The organism is Acidovorax cavernicola, assembly GCF_003581445.1.
This window is the reverse complement of record NZ_QXMN01000023.1, coordinates 18,890-37,419: the sequence shown is the minus strand read 5'-3', so window position 1 is coordinate 37,419 and position 18,530 is coordinate 18,890. Positions and strand designations below refer to the sequence as shown.

Sequence of the window (18,530 nt, the reverse complement as noted above, 5' to 3'; positions counted from 1 at the left end):
CTTTGTGCGCACGCTTGCCCAGCTACTGCTGCTGGCCTCCGTGTTCCTCGCATCGCAGGCCTACGCCCAGCAGTGCGCGGCGAACACGATGGTGCTGAACGCCGACATGACGATCACCGGCGGCAGTTGCACGGCGGCCCGGCCCTGCACCAATCTGGCCACCAGCGATTCCACGGCGTCGCCGATCGACGTGTCGGAGAACAAGGCGGAAATCGTCTCATCCACGAGCGCCGATCCGATCACGTTCACGTTCAAGAACGCGCCCCTGTCGATCAAGACGCTGCGGGTGCACAACGCCTGGGGCGTTCGCGACACCGAGCCCTACGCGTGGTACTTCGAGCTGTACGACGCCGCCGGCACCAAGCTGGCGACCACGCCGACCTACACCGACCCCAATCCCGTCGGCACGTCGAACAGCACGACTGGCGACACCAACCCGCCACCCACGGTGGACACCACGCTGGCGACACCGGTGGCGAACGTCAAGTCGGTGCGCTGGATCATCACCTCGTACTACGCCACGCGCATCTATGCCAACGGGAGCGGGTCCACGCCGTCGGCGGCCAGCGGCGGCCAGGTGAGCTTTGCGGAAGTGCGCGAGGTGGAATTCTTCGGTTGCGCGAGCAATCCCAGCATCACGCTGCAGAAGGCGCTGGGTGGATCGGGGCGCATCAATGCCAGCGACCAGTTCAGCCTGTCGGCCACAGGCACCGGCGCGCCGGCTGCGACTTCCACGACCGGCACGGGCGCGAGCGTCACGTCCGCGGCCTACAGCTTCGCTGCGACGCCAGGAGCGAGCTACTCGCTGAACGAGGCGATGGCCGCGGGCAGCGCCTCGGTGCTCATGCAGTACAGCCAGGCCGTGAGCTGCACCAACAGCGGCCCGACGGATGTCAGCACCAAGACCTCGCTGCCGGTCACGGTGACCCCGGTCGCGGGCGACAACATCAGCTGCGTGGTCACCAACACGCCGATACCGGTCGTCGATCCCAACCCGGGCGGGGGCGATTCTTCGACGCTGGCCTGCAATGCGGACCCGATCATCGCCGGTTCGAACTTCCTTGGCGCCGCATGGAGCAGGTCGGGCTGGGACGGCAGCAACACTGCGGGTTTCGTCAACATGACGAACGACAACGGGACCGCGACATTGAGCCAGTCCGTCAGCGGTGTGACGCCGGGGGCCCTGGTGACTTTCACCTGGCGCTTCAGGAACGGCCTGATCAGCAGCGGCCCCGGCGGCAACGCGTCGAGATTGAGGCTCTCCTACAACGGGGTGGTGTACTGGACCGTCAATACGAACGCGGGGATACTGAACCTCAACTCCGACGCGTCGACCGCCTCCGGTGGCGCCAGCTGCGTGAGCGGCTGCACCGCGCTCGCCGAACAGACCAACCGCACGGTGCAGTTGCGGTTGCCCACGACCATTCCGATCTCCGGCACGCTGACCTTCACCGCACAGTCCTTCGGCGGGACCTCGGACGACATGGGGGTGGTGGCGCCGGTCTCCATCGTCAACACGGGCATCTGCCTGGCGAAGACCAGCGTCGGAGGCACCGGGACATTCAACTTCACCACCACCGGCGTGGACACCACGATGGGCGGCGGCGGCACCACGGCCAGCATCACCACGGCGGCCGTCAATACGCCCGTGCTCTACGACGCCAGCGCCACGCGCACCAATGCCCAGCCCCTGCTAATCAAGAGCCCGGGCGCCTCGGCCAACGTTACCATCACGGAGACCCCGGCGTCCGGATTCGTGCTGAACGGCGTCAGCTGTTCCGGCGGGGTGACGCCGGTGCTCTCGGGCAATTCGTTCACCATCGCCAATGTCCCGAGAGACACGGTCGCGAGCTGCATCGTCACCAACAGCACCTCGACCCTCAACTTCAGCAAGGCCCTGGGTGGCAGCCGCGCCGCGCCCAACGACAACTTCACCGTGGCGATCCGCACCGGCGGCGTGAACGGCACGGTCGTGAGCTCCACCGCGGCCTCCACCACCACGGGCAGTGGTGCCACGGTGACCCCCGGCACAGGCACCACGGGCAACTTCCAGGCGACGCCGCGCACGGCCTACATCCTCACGGAGAGCGGCACGGCGGGCACCGTGCTCGGCAACTACAGCGGCAAGCTGACCTGTACCGACGCGGCCGGTGTGATGCCGGCCTCGAGCCTGCCGACGAACGAGAACTTCGATCCGTCGGTGGGGCGCCTGATCATTCCGTTGTCCGGCGCGAACCTCAGCTGCGTGCTCACCAACACCTCGACCGTCGGGCCGAGCATCACGCTGCAGAAGGCCCTGGGCGGTCCGGGCCGCGTGGCGGCGAGCGACCAGTTCGCGCTGTCGGCGACCGGCACTGGCGCACCCGCCACCGTCAACACGACGGGCATGGGCACTGCCGTGACCTCGCCGGCCTACACCTTCACGGCCACGCCGGGCAGCGCGTATGTGCTCAACGAGGCGATGGCCGCAGGCAGCGCCTCGGTGCTGGCCAACTATTCGCAGAGCGTGACCTGTACCAACACAGGCCCCACGAACGTCTCCACCCTGACCACGCTGCCCATCAACGTCACGCCAGCGACGGGCGATGCCATCAGCTGCGTGATCACCAACACGCCCGTGGCGCCGGCGGTGACGGGCAAGGTGTTCCTGGACAACGGCATCGGCGGCGGCACGGCCAACGACGGCATCCTCAACGGCGGCGAAGGACCCCAGTCGGGCATCACGGTGCGGCTGACCAATTGCGCGGCCACCGTCTACGCGAACACGTTGACCGACGCCTCGGGCAACTACAGCCTGACGGTGCCGGCCAGCGTGGCCTCCGGCGGCGCCCTGTGCGTGGAGCAGACGAACGGACCCGCCACGCGCGTGTCGACTGGTGCGTCCGTGGGCAATGTGGCGCTGCCCTCGGGCACTGCGACTGCCGCCGCAGGAGGCTCCTACACCTACACGCGTACCGGCACGCCGGACCGCATCGCCTTCAGCTGGAACGGCACCGGCCACGCCAACCTGAACTTCGGCGACGTCGACAACAGCAGCTTCGCCGCCGACGGCGCCAAGACCGGTTTGCCGGGCAGCACCGTCATCTACGCCCACACCTTCACGGCGGGCACGGCAGGGCAGGTGCGCTTCAGCGTCGCGAGCGAGACGGCCACGCCGCCCATCACCGGTTGGACCACGAAGATCTTTGCGGACCCGGGCTGCACCGGAAGCTTGCAGCCCGGCGCGGCGCAACTGTTCCCGCCGAGCGCACCCGCAACGCCGGTGGCGTTTGCCGGCAAGGTGTGCGTGATCGTGCAGGAGTTCATTCCCGCCACCGCGCCGCAGGGCGCCAGCAACAAGGCCAAGGTGCAGGCGGACTTCACGTACACCAACGCGAGCCCGTCGCTCAGCGGCAGCTTCGCGCTGGACGACACCACCACCGTGTCGAACGTGGCGCTGGAGCTGAAGAAGGAGGTGCGCAACGTCACGCAAAGCGGCAGCTTCGGCATCAACAACCAGGCCAAGTCGGGCGAGACGCTGGAGTACCGCATCAGCTACACGAACAACGGGGCCGCACCCATCAGCAGCATGGTCGTGAACGACACGACGCCGGGCTACACGACCTTCGTGAGCGCGACCACCGGCACCACGCCGGCCACGCTGACGGGCTGCACCAAGCGCACGCCTGCGAACGCCTCACCCGCCCCGACGGTCGCCTGTACCGCCGCGCAGCCCGCGGGCGGTACCGGTGCGATCGGCTGGACCTTCGTCGGGACCATTGCGCCGGGCGGCACGGGCTTCGTGCTGTTCCAGGTGAAAGTGGATTGATGAGCGCGACGCCGGCGATGCGCGGCTACCAGCGCAGCAGACGTCGCCCGAGCAGTGCACCCGCCAGCGTCGGGATCACCATGCCGAGCAGGTGCCAGATGGCCAGCGAGGCCGGTGCGAGTTCCTTGCAATGCAGCGCGAAGACCGCGGCTGCGACGCCGCCGGCCAGCGCGCCCGCCGCGGCACCGGCCAGTGCGGGGCGGGTGGGCGCCAGCTCGCGCAGCGCCAGCAACGTGGCCACCAGGACCGGCAGCGAGATGAGGGCGATGCTCATCACGCATGCGAGCCAGGAGCCTCCCTGCACGGCGGGGATCTGGTCGACCAGGAATCCGGTGAGCTTGTGTCCGAGGGCCAGTGCCCAGACCGCGAGGATCGGCAGCAGCAGCCCCGCCCACGTCCACCCCGTGCGGATGCCGGGCCGCCCCAGCCGGTGGAGCGCCACCAGCGCCGCGGCGGCGATGCACAGCGGGAACAGCAGCTTGACCCAGAACATCGGCTGCAGCATGGCCGAGGCGATGTCGTCCCGCACGCCGAAGCCGATGAACAGGATTGCCATGGATACCGGAAGCCCGATGAACAAGGCCTGGCCAATGCGCCGGCGCGCGGCGTGCGGCGGCACGGGCGCGACGCCTGTGGCGAGCAGGGCGACGAGGTCGTCGGTCTTCATGGGATGTCCCTGAGGCGCGCGGACAGCGCCTTGAGGCCGCGGTGGATGCCGACCTTGACCGCCGATTCCGACATGCCCGTGAGGCGCGCCGCTTCGATCACCGACAGGCCGTCGATCTTCACGTGCACGATCGGCAGGCGCTGGTTGTCGGGCAGGCCCTGAAGCAGTTGCGCCAGGTCGCGGCGGGCGTCGCTGGCATCGATGTCCGAGCCGGCGAACACGGCGAGGTCGTCTTCCAGCGGGTCATGCAGGTCTTCGCGGATCGACTTGGCGCGCAGCAGGTCGGTCATCTTGTAGCGCGCGATGGCGTGCACCCACGCCGTCAGCGGCTGGTCGCTCTGGTAGGTGTGGCGCTGGTTGTGCATGGCGAGCAGACATTCCTGAACGAGATCTTCCACTTCATCGGGCCAGCCAAAGAGGCGCTTGCCCAGGTAGGCGCGCAGGTGCGCGCTCAACCTTTGCAAGAAGGCACGATAGGCCACGGCGTCTCCAGCGAGACCTCGCGTGAACAGATCGTGCAGTGCGATCTCCGCGTCGCTCTTCACAGGTCCCCTCTCGTGTAATTCGTTCGGTGGCACCGCCGGGTTACAGGCGGTTGGGAGTTCAAACAACTGTGAATGAATGTACCTTTTGCACTCTTCGTTAAGAAGTAGGACTACACCCCTGGTGTGCATGTCTGGCTGCTCCAGCGACATGAACTGTGCGGTTCGTCAACAAAATCACGGCGCTGGTGGCCTCGCTGTAACCCGAGGCGCGTGCGGATCGAATTCGAGGCAGAGGAGCCTCTTCCCCGCTCGCGACAGGACAGCCGGCGGCAGCGATCGCCTGCGTGAACAGGCGCGCGAGCGTGAAGGGGCTGAGGGGCACGACGTGTCGTTGCGTCCTTCCAGGTCCAACAACTCCAAAGGCGGTCACCGCATGAAAATCCCTCGGGTCGTGATCCTGGTGTCCAGTCCGCGGCACATCCCCTTCTTCCTGAAAATCCACGACGAATTCCTGGCCCGGCAGATCAGCTGCCAGTTCTCGGTCCAGCTCGCGGAACTGACGCGCACCCCGCCGAAGGACGACGTGGTCTACCTTGTCGACTCGACCGATGCCAACGACGATCGGCTGCTCGACCTGGTGGTGACCCTGCGCGACCTGCGCGCGCAGGCGGCGCTGCTGTTCATCGAGGCGCAGCGGGTGCAGGAGCCGATCGCGGTCTATTCGCAGCGGATCTTCATGCTGTCCGCCGACGCGTCGCCGGAGACGGTCGTCGATTTCGTTTTCAACCACCGGGCGATGCGGACGGCGCGGCCCTTGCAGGTCGACGATGACATTGATGCAGCCGGGGCGGACTTCGTGACGGACCCCGGTGTGTCCTTCATGGCCGCCTGAGCAGCGGCCCGTTCATCGGTTCACCAGCGCAGCAGCCGGGCCCCGAGCGCCGCGCTGATGGCGATGGTGGCGGCCACGCCGCCGACGTACCACACGGCGAGGAAGGGCAGCGCCAGCTCCGGGCAGTGCAGGGCATAGACCGCGGCGCCCGCGCCGCCGGCCATCGCGCCCACCGCGGCCCCGGCCAGGGCCGGGCGCGTGGGCGCCAGCGTGCGCAGTGCCGCCAGGGCCGTGGCCACCATCGGCGCCGAGACCAGCAGGATGCTGAAGATGCAGCTCTTCCACGTGTCGCCCAGCAGCAGCGGCATGCGCTCGGGCGGCGCGGCCTGCAGCCAGGTGGCGAGCGCCGCCAGCCAGAGCGCGGCCAGCGGCAGGGCGAACCCCAGCATCGCCGCGCCCGCGCGCACGCCCGGTCGCGCCAGCCGGTGGGTGATGAAGAAGCCGGACCATCCCAGCGCGACGAGGAAGACGAGCTTGATCCAGAACGCCGGCCAGAACACGACCAGTGCCAGATCGGTGCGCAGGCCGTAGCCGAGGGTGACGATCAGCAGCGACACCAGCAGCCCCGCGCCCAGGGCCAGGCCCAGGTGGCGTGTGGTGGCGTGCTGCCGCACCGGTGTGACATCCGCTGCCAGCAACGAAACGAGTTCATCGGTCTTCACGTGCAGTTCCGTTGGTTCTTCTCGCTGAGCGTGCCGGGGCGGTGTCCTGCGTTGGAGACGCCCGGCCTGCGCATTGTCCTATGCCTCACGGATGGCCGTAGGAGCCGCTTCCTCGGCCCTCAGCCCTGCGGCCGGGTGAGCAGGTCGAGCTCGGCCCGCAGGCGTCGCACGGCGACTTCATGGCGCCGCGTCTGCGGCCCGCGCCCGTGGGTGCCGGCCTTGAGGATGAGCCGCAGCTGCTCGCGCTGCAGCTGCGCCTTCAGGCGCCGGGCGCGCCGGCCGAATTCCTTGCCGATGTCGCGGCGCACGCGGTAGCGCAGCAGCGGCGCGCCCAGGCGCACCCATTCGTCGTCGCGGATCAGCTCGCGCTCCGGCACGAAGTAGGCGGCCAGCGCATGCAGGTAGGTGCCGTTCTCGCGCGCGGCGGCGCGCCAGACGAAGGCGGCGGCAATCACCACCGGAATGCCCTTGACGACCAGCAGCAGCGCGATGCCGACGAAGCCGTCGTCGAAGCGGTCTTCGAGCAGCGGCGAGTTCCAGATGAAGTGCATGGCCCACGCCAGCGCGAAGAAGAAGAGCGCGCAGCCGATGCGCGCCGCCATCGGGCGCTGCGGGTTGAGCAGGAACCACGCGACGCCGAACGACGCGATCGTCGTGTAGGCCGCATGGCTCCACAGCCCGCTCAGCAGTCCGCGCATCAGCAGGTGGTAGAGCACCGGGTACACCTGGTTCTCGAGCGGGAAGTTCACGGCGCCGTTGACGGTGTAGCTCAGGTTCTCGATCACCTGGAAGCCCAGCCCCGCCATGGCGCCGACGATGAGCACCGACAGGTAGGTTTCGAACTGGTTGCGCGCGATCAGCACCAGCAGGATCACGCCGGCCAGCTTCAGGAACTCTTCGGTGATCGGGCCCGCGATGGCCGGCCCCCAGGCCGCGACGAACTCCGGCGACACCAGCTTGGCGCACAGGCTCTGGATGGCGATGTTGGCCGGCGCGGCGAAGTACACCGCGCCCAGCCCGCCCCACGCGAAGGCCAGCACGTAGGCCTCGGGCGGGTGCTGTTCCAGCAGGTCGAGCGTGCGGAACACCAGCACGAAGGCCGCCGTGTAGCCGCCCCACACCAGCAGCCCGAGCAGCGCGGTGACGGGCACCACGCGAAAGCCGAGCGAGAACATGTAGACCGTGTAGAACAGGCCGTTGACGATCAGTGCGGCCAGCAGCCAGAACGCGGCGCGTTGCGGCTGGAAGAACGAGTCGGTGCCGATCGGCCAGTCGGCGTCTTCCTGCGTGGCGAGGGGGGCGGTGGCTTCGGTGGTGGTGCTCACAGCGGTGCCTCCAGGTCCATCGAGTCGAGCATCTTTCGGGCGTCGGCCAGCGCCTCGTTCAGGCCGTCGTTGGGGCCGTACACGTCGATCTGCACGAGCGAGCGGCGCTTCGTGTCGACCACCTGCCAGAAGCGTCCCGCGAGCTTGGCGCCGTAGTAGGCGAAGGTCTTGCCCTGCAGGCCCCAGCCGGTGACGAAGTCGGACGCGTCGCCTTCGATGGTCAGGCCCTGGCCGCGCTCCATGAGCCGCTGCTGCCGGTCCATGGGGCCATCGGGCCCGCCCATCCACAGGCGCGTGGTCACGAGGAACTTGTGGCCGCCCTTGAAGAGCATGAGCGACTGGCCGGCCTTGGAGCGCGACACGTCCATCTGCCAGCCGGGCGCGGGCTCGAAGCGCGCGTGGCCCACCGACACCGTCTCGCCCGCGGGCAGCGGCCGGCTGCCGGGCGTGTGGTTGTTCCAGAAGGTGAGGCCACCGACATACGCGGCAATGGCCAGGAGGATCGCGAGCGCGCCCGGCCAGGTGCGGTACGGGATGCGGCGGGACGGTTGAAGCATCCGCGGATCGTGCCACACCGCCTGCGGCGGCGCCGGGCTGCCGCCGCCGCTGCTGTCAGTCGGTCAGAAGGCCATGCGGATGCCGACGTCGTAGCCCAGCGCGCGGTGCGGCTGCATGCCGCCGGTGGTTGCATAGCCCGGCTGCGGAAAGATCGCCGGCAGGCTCAGCACCAGCGGCGTGACGCCCATCACCGTCGGGTTGTTGCGGCCGTTGGCGATGTGGATGCGCGCCACCGAGGCGTACAGCGCCGTGCGCTTGGAGAGGTTGTGCACGTAGCCCAGCGCCAGCTTGTTCACCGACGAGTTGCCGTCCGGCAGGTCCAGCCCGTTGACGAAGCGCACGCGCGCATACGAGGCGCGCAGCACGCCCGCGCCCAGCGGCACGTTCACGCCGGCCATGAGACCGTCGTAGCGGTCGCTCAGGCGCAGCGAGCCGTTGGCGAACGGGGCGGCGCTGTTGCGCACGTCGCGAACGCGCGACCATTCGCCGAACACCTTCACCACGCCGAAGTCGTACGAAGCGCCGAGGTTCAGGCTCTTGATCTTCTCGCTGAGCGCAGCGGCGCTGGCCAGCGTGCTTTCGCCATAGCCCAGCGCCACATCGGCGGGGCCGCTGGCCCAGCCGATGCGCCCGCCCACGTAGCGCCCGCGCTTCGAGGGGCTGTCGGGTGTGTTGCTGACCTTGGTGTTCTCGTGCAGTGCGTACTGCACCTGGCCGTAGAAGCCGCCCAGGTTCGGCGGCAGGAAGTAGCTGACGGCGTTGCTGGTGCGCAGGTAGCTGTCGGTGCCCGCCGAGAGACCGCCGTTCAGCAGGCCGCCCGTGGCCAGCGCGCGCGAGGCCGCGATGTTGCTGTTGACCACGGCGATCAGGTTGGTGCCCACGCCGTTGACGCTGAAGGGGTCGAACACGGCATCGTTCCAGAACGAGGCTGTGTAGTCGCGGCCCAGGCGCACTTCGCCGAAGGGCCCGCTGAGGCTGAGCGTGGAGCGGCGTCCGAAGTTCGTGATGCCGCCGCCGGTGTCGTTGTTCAGCGGCGCCTCGAGCCAGAAGCTCGCGGCCAGCCCGCCGCCGAGGTCCTCGGTGCCGCGAAAGCCGATGCGGCTGGAGGCATTGCCCGAGGGCGACAGCACGGTCTGGCTCTGCCGCAGCTCGGCCGGGCGCAGCGGGTTCCACGAACTGCTGGTGGTGCGGTAGTGGCTGATGCCCGCATCGACCACGCCGAACAGCGTGAGCGACGACTGGGCGAGGGCAGGGCCGGTGGCCAGCGTTGCCAGGGCTGCGATGGCGATGAGGGTCTTCTGGGTCTTCTTCTTCATGGTCTTGTCTCCTGTTTTTTGTGCGTGACTTCGTCTCTTTTTTTGTCGGGGTGCGCGCCCCGCTTCGCCCGCGTCGCCGGTCTCAGGGCACGAGCACGGTGGCGCCGGTGGTCTTGCGGCCTTCGAGCGCGCGGTGCGCTTCGGCCGCATCGGCCAGCGCGAAGCTCTGCTGCGGCTCGCTCACGATGCGACCGGCCAGCACGTGGCCGAACAGCTCGTCAGCCATGGACAGCATGTGCGGGCGCGGATGGATGTAGTGCACCATCGCCGGCCGCGTGAGCCAGATCGAGCCCTTGGCGGCGAGCTTCTGGGTATCGATGACGACCGCGCCCGACGAGGTGCCGTTGCTCACCAGCGTGCCGCGCGGCTGCAGGCAGTCGAGCGAGGCTTCCAGCGTGTCCTTGCCCACCGAGTCGTAGACCACCGGCACGCCCTTGCCGTCGGTGATCTCGCGCACGCGCTGGGCGATGTTCTCGCGCGAGGTCACGATGGTGTGCGTGCAGCCGTTGGCTTTGGCCATGGCGGCTTTCTCGTCGGTGCTGACGGTGCCGATCATCGTGACGCCCATCGCACGCGCCCACTGGCAGGCGATGAGACCCACACCGCCCGCTGCTGCGTGATACAGGATGGTCTCGCCGCCCTTCAATGGATAGACCTGGCGGAACAGGTACTGCGCCGTCATGCCCTTCATCATCAGCGTGGCGGCGGTGCGATCGCTGATGCCATCCGGCAGCGGAATGAGCACATCGGCAGGCATCACGCGCACCTGCGAGTACGCACCCTGCGGCCCGAGCAGGTAGCCCACGCGATCGCCCACGCGAATGTCGGTGACGCCTGGCCCCACGGCCTCGACCACGCCCACGGCATCAGAGCCCAGCCCATTGGGCAGCGCAAGCGGATAGCGCCCGGTGCGAAAGTAGATGTCGATGAAGTTGACGGCGATGAGGCTGTGGCGCACGCGCACCTGGCCGGGGCCGGGTTCGCCGACCTCGACGTGTTCGAGCTTCAGCACGTCGGCGCCGCCGGTTTCGTGGAAGCGGATGGCTTGGGGCATGTCTTGTTCCTTGAGGGGATCTGTGTCGGGGGCAGGCGATGCAGCTCAGGCGTGCGCCGACAACTGCGCGATGAAATCGAGGGCGCGTGGCCAGGGGCCGAAGCCGGACGCCGGGTTCAGGTGGCCGACCTCGCCCAGGTCGACCTGCTCGCTGCCCCAGGCATCCGCCAGCTGTGCAGCGCGTTCCTGCGCAGCGAGCGGGTCATTGCGGCTGGTGCCGACGATGCTGCGAAAGGGCAGCCGCTCGCGCGGCACGGGCAGCCAGCCATGATCGTCCAGCGACGCCAGGCTCGGGTAGCCCTCGGGCATCGGCCGCTCGAAATCCGGCGGTGCCGCCAGCAGTGCGCCGAGGATGGGGCGCGTGCTGCGCCGGGCCCAGTGCGCGACCATGAGGCAGCCGCCGCTGTGGGCGACCAGCACGACCGGGCCGGCGAGGGACTGCACGGCATGCTCGATGGCGGCGACCCGTGCCTCGCACCCGAGGGCTTCGCGGCCCATCGGCGGCACGCTGGCCGTCGGCTGGCCGCGCTCGCGCAGGTCGGCCTCCAGCAGCGTCTGCCAGTGGTGCGACACGGCGTCGCGCAGGCCGGGAACGATCAGGACGGTGGGCGCAGTCATGGCGGTCTGCACGCTCACTGGTTGAGCTGGATGTTGTAGGCCTTGACGATCTTCGCGTTGCGCTCGTACTCGTCATGCGTGATCTTCGCGAGCTGCTCGGGGCTCTCGCTGGTCATCGGCACGAAGTTCTGCGCGATGAGCCTTTCCCGCACCTTGGGCGAGGAGGCGACCTTCGTGAGGACCGCATTGATGCGCTTGACCATGTCGTCGGGCATCTTGGCGGAGACGATGGCACCGGCCCAGTTCGAGAAGTCGATCTCGTCGAAGCCCTGCTCGGCCATCGTGGGCACATCCGGCAGCTGTGCCAGCCGGGTCTTGGCCCCGACACCGAAGACCTTCACCTTGCCGGCCTTGATCAGCGGCAGCGACGTGACGATGCCGTCGAACAGGATGTCGACCTGGCTGCCCATCAGGTTCTGCAGCGCCGGCGGCGAACCCGGGAACGGCACATGCTGCAGGTCCAGCCCCGCCTTCCTCGCAAAGATGGCGCCGGCGTAGTGCGAGCTGGTTCCCGCGGAGTACGTGGCGTAGCTGCCTGGACTGCCCTTGCCGGTCTTCAGGTAGGCGACGAGTCCTTTCAGGTCGTTGGCAGGCACCGTCGGTGCGCTCACCAGCACCATCGCCGAGCGCGCCACCATGGTCACCGGCTTGACGTCCTTGACCGGGTCGAAGCCAGTCTTCATCACCAGCGGAATCTCGGTCAGGATGTTGCTGACCATGAACATGATCGTCTGCCCGTCGGGCGGCGCGCTGTTGAGCGCATGCACCCCGATGGCACCGCCGGCACCGGGCTTGTTGTCGATGATCACCGGCTGCCCGATCTCGGCCGAGATCGCCTCGGACAAGACGCGGGCCACGACGTCCATGGTGCCGCCCGCGGGCGCGGGCACCACGATCCGCACCGGCTTGTTGGTCCAGGCATGGGCGAGCAGGGGCGCGGCGGCCAGGGCGACGGCCCAGGGCCTCAGGGCGCGAAGGATGTTCCGTGTTTTTTTCATCGCGATGTCTCCAGGTGTTCGTGTGCGGGCGGCGCGTGGTGCTCAGGCCGCCTTGCGCAGGAAGCCCTGCTGCGCGCCGTTGCGATTGGGTGCGAAGCCGTTGGCGAGCAGCGTCTCTTCCACCGTGTCGTAGAAGACGCCGATCTTGGAAATCTCGCGCGCCTGCTTCGCGGTGGCGATGGGGCGTCCGAACTGGCGCGAGATGGCCACCAGCTGCTCGACCTGCGCCACGGTGCCCATCTTGGCGGAGCGGGACTGGTTCCAGAGGTTGTCCTCGATGCCGCAGCGCACGTGCAGGCCCATCGCAATGCCCATCATGTTCACCGGCAACACGTTGCGCATGGAGCTTTCTACCGTGAGCACCGCGCCGTCGGGCACGGCGCGCACGAAGTTGGCCAGGCTGTAGATGTTCGGCACGTCCATGCCGCCGCCGATGGCCACCCAGTTCATCACCAACGGGCCCTTGTAGACGCCGCGCCGCATGAGGCGCTCGACCGAGTCGAAGCTGTTGATGTTGTAGCACTGGAAGGCGCTCTGGATGCCGGCCTTGCTGAGGCGGCGGATGTGTTCCTCGGCCCAGCCCGGCTGCGCGGGCACCGTCATTTCCTTGTAGGCGCGGTAGACCTCGGGGTCTTCCATCGACGTGCCCTTGGTGTCGGCGTCGTCCCAGTGCTCGACCACGTTCATCTGCGAGGTGTTGATGGTCACCGTCACCTGGTCGGGCGTGGGCTCCAGCTCGGCCAGCATGTGGCGCGTGTCGTCGCTCAGCCACTTGGCCGCCGCGCCTTCGCTTTCCGGTGCGAAGCTGATCGAGCCGCCCACCTGGATGATCATTTCGGGCACGGCCTTGCGCACGCCGGCGATCAACTCGTTGAACTTCGACAGCCGCTTGCTGCCCTTGCCGTCGAGTTCGCGCACATGCAGGTGCAGCACTGTGGCGCCGGCGTTGTAGCAATCGACCGCCTTCTGGATCTGCTGCTCCATCGTGACGGGGATGTCCTCGGGAAAGTCGGCGGGCACCCACGACGGCGCGTAGGGGGCGGCGGTGATGACCAGCGGCTGCTGGTTTTCGGGGAACAGATGGCCGTCGAGAAAGTTCATGGCAAGACCTCGGGAGAAAGGGAGAGATGAAGGAAAGGAGGGCGCGTGCGGCGCCCGCTCAGAAGACCGCTTCGCCGACGATGCCGGCACGCTCCATCTTTCGATGGCAGGGCGGGTAGTCCATGACCGCGTAGTGCTGCGTCGAACGGTTGTCCCACATGGCCACGTCGCCCGGCTGCCAGCGCCAGCGCACCTGGTACTCGGGGATCTGCACCTGGCTCACGAGGTAGGCCAGCAGCATCGCGGCGCCGGGCTGGTAGTCCTGCCCGTAGCGCACGTTGGCCGGCGTGTGGAAGTTGGTGAAGTGGGTCGTGAAGCCGTTGACGAAAAGAATCTTCTCGCCCGTGTCGGGGTGCGTGCGCACCACGGGGTGCTCGGCGTCGGGGTACTGGGCCTTCAGCGCCAGGCGCTTCTCGGTCGGCATCGCGGCGCCGAAGGTGGCCTCGATGCTGTGGCGCGCGCGCAGCCCCGCAATCTGCTGCTGGATGTGCGCGGGCAGCTTCTCGAAGGCCAGCACCATGTTGGCCCACATGGTGTCGCCGCCGACCGGCGGGCATTCGACACAACGCAGCACGCAGCCGAAGGGCGGCTTCTCGCGCCAGGTGGCGTCGGTGTGCCAGCTGTTCTCGTAGCGGTCGACCGGGGTCTCGGGGTTCTTGTAGATGCGCACGAGGCCCGGGTGCTCGGGGTCGCTGCCGACCACGGGGTGGTCCTCGAGCTCGCCGAAGTGGCGGGCGAACGTGACGTGCTCGGCGCGCGTGAGTTCCTGTTGGCGGAAGAACAGCACCTTGTGCTGCACCAGCAGCGCGCGGATCTCGGCCGCAAGCCCGGCGTCGCGCGAGGCCTCGGCCAGCGACACGTGGCGCAGCTCGGCGCCGATGGCGCAGGTCACGGGGTGGACCTGGATGCCGCGCGTGAGCACGGCGGGGGCCCCGTTCGAGAGGCCTGGCTGGATCGTGGAACCCATCGTCTTGTCTCCTGTGCCGGTCGTGGGGTGCCGCTGTGTTGCTGTGCGGCGGTGACCGTGCTGGGAGCAAGAATAGGTCGGGGCCCCTTCGCGCGCCCCCTCCTCGCAGGAGGGGGAGGCAGGCCTGCAGGGGAGGGAGAAACCCTCGCCCTCTCAGTGTTCGGGGCCGAGCAGCCCCAGGATGCGCGCGCGCTGGACCACCTGCGTGCGGGTGCCTGCGTCGAGCTTGGCGAACAGGTTCTTCACATGCCACTTGATGGTGGTCTCGCCCACCTGCATGGCGCGCCCGATCTCCTTGTTCGACAGGTTGCGCGCCAGCAGCGCCAGCACCTCGCCCTCCTTGGGCGTGAGCACGGCGCCGTGCGGCATGGGCGTGGGCGCGGGCGGTGCAGCAGGCGCGAGAGGTACGACGGCGATCTCCGGCTGCGCGCCCTCGGCCGCGAGCGTGCCGACCCAAGTGCCCAGCTCGGGGTGCGCGTCGGACAGCACGCGCTGCAGGCCGTAGGCGCGCGCCAGGTCCATCGCCTCGCGCAGCAGCGCCTGCGAAGGCTGGCCGCTGCGCTCCAGCGCCAGCGCGCGCAGGCCCAGCAGCTCGATGTGCAGGCCGCCCTGCTTGCGCTGGCGCGCCTGTTCGTCGGCACGCGCCAGCTGCGCGAGGGCGTCGGGCCAGTCGCGCGCGGCGATGGCCGCGTGGGCGCGCGCCACGTCGCGCAGCGTGTCCACGCTGCGCCGCCACAGCGGGCCCTGGGGTAATGCGGGATCGGCCAGTTGCGCGTCGATGTGCTCGCACAGCTCGCGGCAGGTCTGGGCGCGGTGGCGCTGCGCGTGCAGGCGCACCTGCTCGGCCAGGCTGGCGATGCGCAGCCGCGGCAGGCGCCGCGCGGCACCTGCCGCGTCCAGCGCGTTCAGCAGTTCCAGCGCGCGGTGCTCCGCGCCTTCGGCCGCCGCGATGCGCGCCGCCGTGCGGTAGGCCTGCAGCAGCGATTCCGGCAGGCCGCTGTGCTCGAGCACGTCGAGGCGGTCGGCCAGCAGCGTGGCGGCGTCGCCCGGCTGGTCGCGCTCCCAGGCCACCGATGCGAGCAGCGCGGCCAGGTTGCAGCTGAGGCGATGGCGCCGGCCCATCTCGGCCTCGGCGCCGGCCACGGCGGGCCGCAGCAGCTGTTCGGCCAGCAGCATCTGGCCTTCCCAGGCATAGCTCTGGCCGATGACCAGTTCGCTCCAGCGCCGGATGTAGTCGACGCCGTGGCCCGGGTGCCCGCGCAGGGCCTGCTGCTGGCGCAGGCGCGCGAGCGCCGGTTCGCCTTCGAGCAGCGCGCGGTAGGCCATGCGGTTGGCGTGCGACTGCAGCAGCAGCGGATCGGTCAGCGGCACGGCCTCGGTCCACGGTGCGTGCAGTTCGACGAAGCGGTCGGGGTCGTCCGCGAACACGGCGGCGCCGCCGAGGATCAGCGCGCATTCGCAGCGCAGCGCATCGCTCACGCCGGGCTGCGCCAGGATGCGCGCCACGAAGCGGCCGGCTTCTTCGTGCCGCTCGCTCGATGCGAGCGTCCATGCCGCGGCCAGCAGCAGGCGCGGGCGCCGGTCGAGTTCGTCGGCGGGCATCTGCGCCATCCATTCGAGCACCGTGGCGTGCCGGCCGCGCCGCATGAGCGATTCGTACAGGCTGCGCTCCGCGAGCTCGTAGGCGGTCTGGTGCTGGCCTGCGCTCAGTGCGTGGCGGGCGGCTTCGTCGGGCAGGTCGTGCGCGGCCAGCCACTGCGCCGCGCGCGCGTGCGCCGCGACCTGTGCGGCCGCATCGAGCGCGGCGAAGCGCTGGCGCAGCACGTCGCGCGCCAGCGCATGCATGCGCAGCCACTCGCCCCCTTCGGCGGCGGCGAACACCGGCGTGTCGTTGCTCAGCCGGGCCAGCCGCGCCGGGGCATCGTCGGCGCCGGAGACGGCCCGGCACAGGTCGGGATGCAGCAGGTCGAGCGCGGCGATGCAGGTCAGGAAGTCGCGATCCTGGGGGTCGAGGTTGACCAGCAGCAGCCGCACCAGCTCGCCCTGCAGTTCGCCGGCGGCGGCCGTCATGTCGGACAGCGCTGCGTGCGTATCGGTGCCGCGCGAGATGATCGTCGTCGCCAGCTGCAGGCCCAGCGGCCAGCCTTCGGTCAGCGCGTGCAGCCGGGCGGCCGTGTCGCGGTCGGCACGCGCGCCGAAGCGCGCCTGCACCAGCTGCAGGGTCTCGTCGAGGCTGAACTTCAGCAGCGCCGGGCCGATCTCCACGCACTGCCCGTAGGCCACGAGGTCCTCGATGTCGAGCCGGCCGTCGGGGCGCGTGGCGATGAGCGTGCGCACGTTGGGCGGCGCGTTGCGCAGCAGGTAGGCCAGCGCCTCGCGCGAGGCCGGCGGCAGGCGGTCGGCTTCGTCGACGACCAGCACCACGTTCAATGCCGCCTGCGCCAGTTCGGCCAGCAGGGCCGTGACGCTGGCGAGCGTGCCGGGGCGGTCGTCCTCGAACACGCTGCGGCCGAAGGCGGGGCGCCCCATGGCGACGCGCAGCGCCAGCGCCAGGCTCTGCACCAGCCGGCCGGGGTCATCCTGGCCTTGCGCCGAGACCCAGCCGACCGGCACGCCCAGGCCCAGGTACTCCAGCCGCCACTGCGCCAGCAGCGAGGTCTTGCCGAAGCCTGAAGGCGCCTGCACAACGAACACCGCGTGGTCGCGCAGCGCGTCGGCGCTCGACAGGAGCCGGGCGCGCGAGACCAGGTGACGCGGGACACGGGGCGGCGTCACCTTGAGCAGCAGGTCGCGCGGAGCGCCGGTCGCATCGGGGGGCGGGAAGGTGGCCAAGGCTCGCTCGTGTGCGTGGGAAGAAGAGCGATTCTCCACATCCATCGCGCGAGGCCTGTGCGCGACGTCGTGCGCGCCGCTTCGTGCATCGCAGATATCAGGGCACGAGCACGGTGGCGCCGGTGGTCCTGCGGCCTTCGAGCGCGCGGTGCGCTTCGGCGGCGTCGGCCAGCGCGAAGCTCTGCTGCGGCTCGCTCACGATGCGACCGGCCAGCACGTGGCCGAACAGTTCGTCGGCCATGGACAGCATGTGCGGGCGCGGATGGATGTAATGCACCATCGCCGGCCGCGTGACCCAGATCGAGCCCTTGGCGGCGAGCTTCTGGGTGTCGATGACGACCGCCCCCGACGAGGTGCCGTTGCTCACCAGCGTGCCGCGCGGCTGCAGGCAGTCGAGCGAAGCCTCCAGCGTGTCTTTCCCCACCGAGTCGTACACGACAGGCACACCCTTGCCGTCGGTGATCTCGCGCACGCGCTGCGAGATGTTTTCGCGCGAGGTCACGATGGTGTGCGTGCAGCCGTTGGCCTTGGCCATGGCGGCCTTCTCGTCGGTGCTGACGGTGCCGATCATCGTGACGCCCATCGCGCGCGCCCACTGGCAGGCGATGAGGCCGACGCCGCCGGCAGCCGCGTGGTACAGGATCGTCTCGCCACCGTTGAGCGGATAGACCTGGCGGAACAGGTACTGCGCCGTCATGCCCTTCATCATCAACGTGGCAGCGGTGCGATCGCTGATGCCATCCGGCAGCGGAATGAGCACATCGGCCGGCATCACGCGCACCTGCGAATACGCACCCTGCGGGCCGATGAGGTAACCCACGCGATCGCCCACGCGGATGTCTGTCACGCCGGGGCCCACGGCCTCGACCACGCCCACGGCGTCGGACCCGAGCCCGTTGGGCAGCGCGAGCGGATAGCGCCCGGTACGAAAGTAGATGTCGATGAAGTTGACGGCGATGAGGCTGTGGCGCACGCGCGCCTGGCCGGGGCCGGGCTCGCCGACCTCGACGTGTTCGAGCTTCAGCACGTCGGCGCCGCCGGTTTCGTGGAAGCGGATGGCCTGGTTCATGGTGCGTCTCCTGATGCGATGCATGTGTGGGGGCTGGGATGGAACGGATTCTTGCGGCGCGTTGCGACGCCGGGAAGCGCGGTCTCGGCGATGTCCCAAATTGGCAAATCGATGCCCCAATAAAGCAAGAACCGCGAGCGGGGTGCGCCGGATACTGGCGGCGTCGGCCCACCGAGGC

Annotated in this window: 15 protein-coding genes; 2 read left to right on the top strand and 13 right to left on the bottom strand. The window is 69.3% G+C overall.

Annotation, left to right across the window (positions count from 1 at the left end; translation table 11 throughout):
• Window positions 1-40: 40 nt before the first annotated feature.
• Window positions 41-3,808, top strand: a complete 3,768-nt coding sequence (locus D3H34_RS18310) for a beta strand repeat-containing protein (protein WP_167481236.1) — start codon at window positions 41-43, stop codon at window positions 3,806-3,808.
• Window positions 3,809-3,833: 25 nt separating this feature from the next.
• Here the strand turns inward: D3H34_RS18310 and D3H34_RS18305 are convergent, their stop codons facing one another.
• Both D3H34_RS18305 and D3H34_RS18300 read right to left on the bottom strand, forming a co-directional pair.
• The gene (locus D3H34_RS18305) at window positions 3,834-4,475 is read right to left on the bottom strand and encodes an NrsF family protein (protein WP_119555527.1); all 642 of its coding nucleotides are present in this window, start codon (window positions 4,473-4,475) and stop codon (window positions 3,834-3,836) included.
• Entirely contained in the window at window positions 4,472-5,020 is a 549-nt protein-coding gene (locus tag D3H34_RS18300) for a sigma-70 family RNA polymerase sigma factor (protein WP_286185884.1), read from the bottom strand. Before D3H34_RS18300 ends, D3H34_RS18305 begins: the two co-directional genes overlap by 4 nt.
• 373 nt (window positions 5,021-5,393) lie before the next feature.
• Between D3H34_RS18300 and D3H34_RS18295 the strand changes: the two genes are divergently transcribed.
• The gene (locus D3H34_RS18295; protein ID WP_147400461.1) at window positions 5,394-5,852 is read left to right on the top strand and encodes a hypothetical protein; all 459 of its coding nucleotides are present in this window, start codon (window positions 5,394-5,396) and stop codon (window positions 5,850-5,852) included.
• 20 nt (window positions 5,853-5,872) lie between these two features.
• Here the strand turns inward: D3H34_RS18295 and D3H34_RS18290 are convergent, their stop codons facing one another.
• From D3H34_RS18290 to D3H34_RS18240, 11 genes are all read right to left on the bottom strand, one after another.
• Window positions 5,873-6,514 (bottom strand): NrsF family protein, encoded by a 642-nt coding sequence (locus D3H34_RS18290; protein WP_119555523.1) that lies wholly within the window; start codon window positions 6,512-6,514, stop codon window positions 5,873-5,875.
• A gap of 119 nt (window positions 6,515-6,633) precedes the next feature.
• On the bottom strand, window positions 6,634-7,839 hold the full coding sequence (locus tag D3H34_RS18285; protein ID WP_119555521.1) for a PrsW family intramembrane metalloprotease: 1,206 nt from the start codon (window positions 7,837-7,839) through the stop codon (window positions 6,634-6,636).
• Window positions 7,836-8,396 (bottom strand): hypothetical protein, encoded by a 561-nt coding sequence (locus D3H34_RS18280; protein ID WP_119555519.1) that lies wholly within the window; start codon window positions 8,394-8,396, stop codon window positions 7,836-7,838. The genes D3H34_RS18285 and D3H34_RS18280 overlap by 4 nt, the downstream gene beginning before the upstream one ends.
• 63 nt (window positions 8,397-8,459) lie before the next feature.
• Complete coding sequence (locus D3H34_RS18275; RefSeq protein ID WP_119555517.1) at window positions 8,460-9,713, bottom strand: porin; 1,254 nt, start codon at window positions 9,711-9,713, stop codon at window positions 8,460-8,462.
• An 82-nt stretch (window positions 9,714-9,795) separates the two neighbouring features.
• On the bottom strand, window positions 9,796-10,767 hold the full coding sequence (locus D3H34_RS18270) for a quinone oxidoreductase family protein (RefSeq protein WP_119555515.1): 972 nt from the start codon (window positions 10,765-10,767) through the stop codon (window positions 9,796-9,798).
• Between the two features lie 45 nt (window positions 10,768-10,812).
• Window positions 10,813-11,385, bottom strand: coding sequence for an RBBP9/YdeN family alpha/beta hydrolase (locus tag D3H34_RS18265; RefSeq protein ID WP_119555626.1), 573 nt, complete (start codon window positions 11,383-11,385; stop codon window positions 10,813-10,815).
• Between the two features lie 14 nt (window positions 11,386-11,399).
• Window positions 11,400-12,383, bottom strand: coding sequence for a tripartite tricarboxylate transporter substrate binding protein (locus D3H34_RS18260; RefSeq protein WP_119555513.1), 984 nt, complete (start codon window positions 12,381-12,383; stop codon window positions 11,400-11,402).
• 42 nt (window positions 12,384-12,425) lie between these two features.
• Entirely contained in the window at window positions 12,426-13,484 is a 1,059-nt protein-coding gene (locus D3H34_RS18255) for a beta-keto acid cleavage family enzyme (protein WP_119555511.1), read from the bottom strand.
• A 58-nt stretch (window positions 13,485-13,542) separates the two neighbouring features.
• Window positions 13,543-14,391, bottom strand: coding sequence for a TauD/TfdA dioxygenase family protein (locus D3H34_RS18250; protein WP_119555624.1), 849 nt, complete (start codon window positions 14,389-14,391; stop codon window positions 13,543-13,545).
• A 213-nt stretch (window positions 14,392-14,604) separates the two neighbouring features.
• Window positions 14,605-17,283, bottom strand: a complete 2,679-nt coding sequence (locus D3H34_RS18245) for a winged helix-turn-helix domain-containing protein (RefSeq protein ID WP_119555509.1) — start codon at window positions 17,281-17,283, stop codon at window positions 14,605-14,607.
• A gap of 97 nt (window positions 17,284-17,380) precedes the next feature.
• Window positions 17,381-18,352: a quinone oxidoreductase family protein gene (locus tag D3H34_RS18240; RefSeq protein ID WP_119555507.1), complete on the bottom strand. Its 972-nt coding sequence runs from the start codon at window positions 18,350-18,352 to the stop codon at window positions 17,381-17,383.
• Window positions 18,353-18,530: the final 178 nt, after the last annotated feature.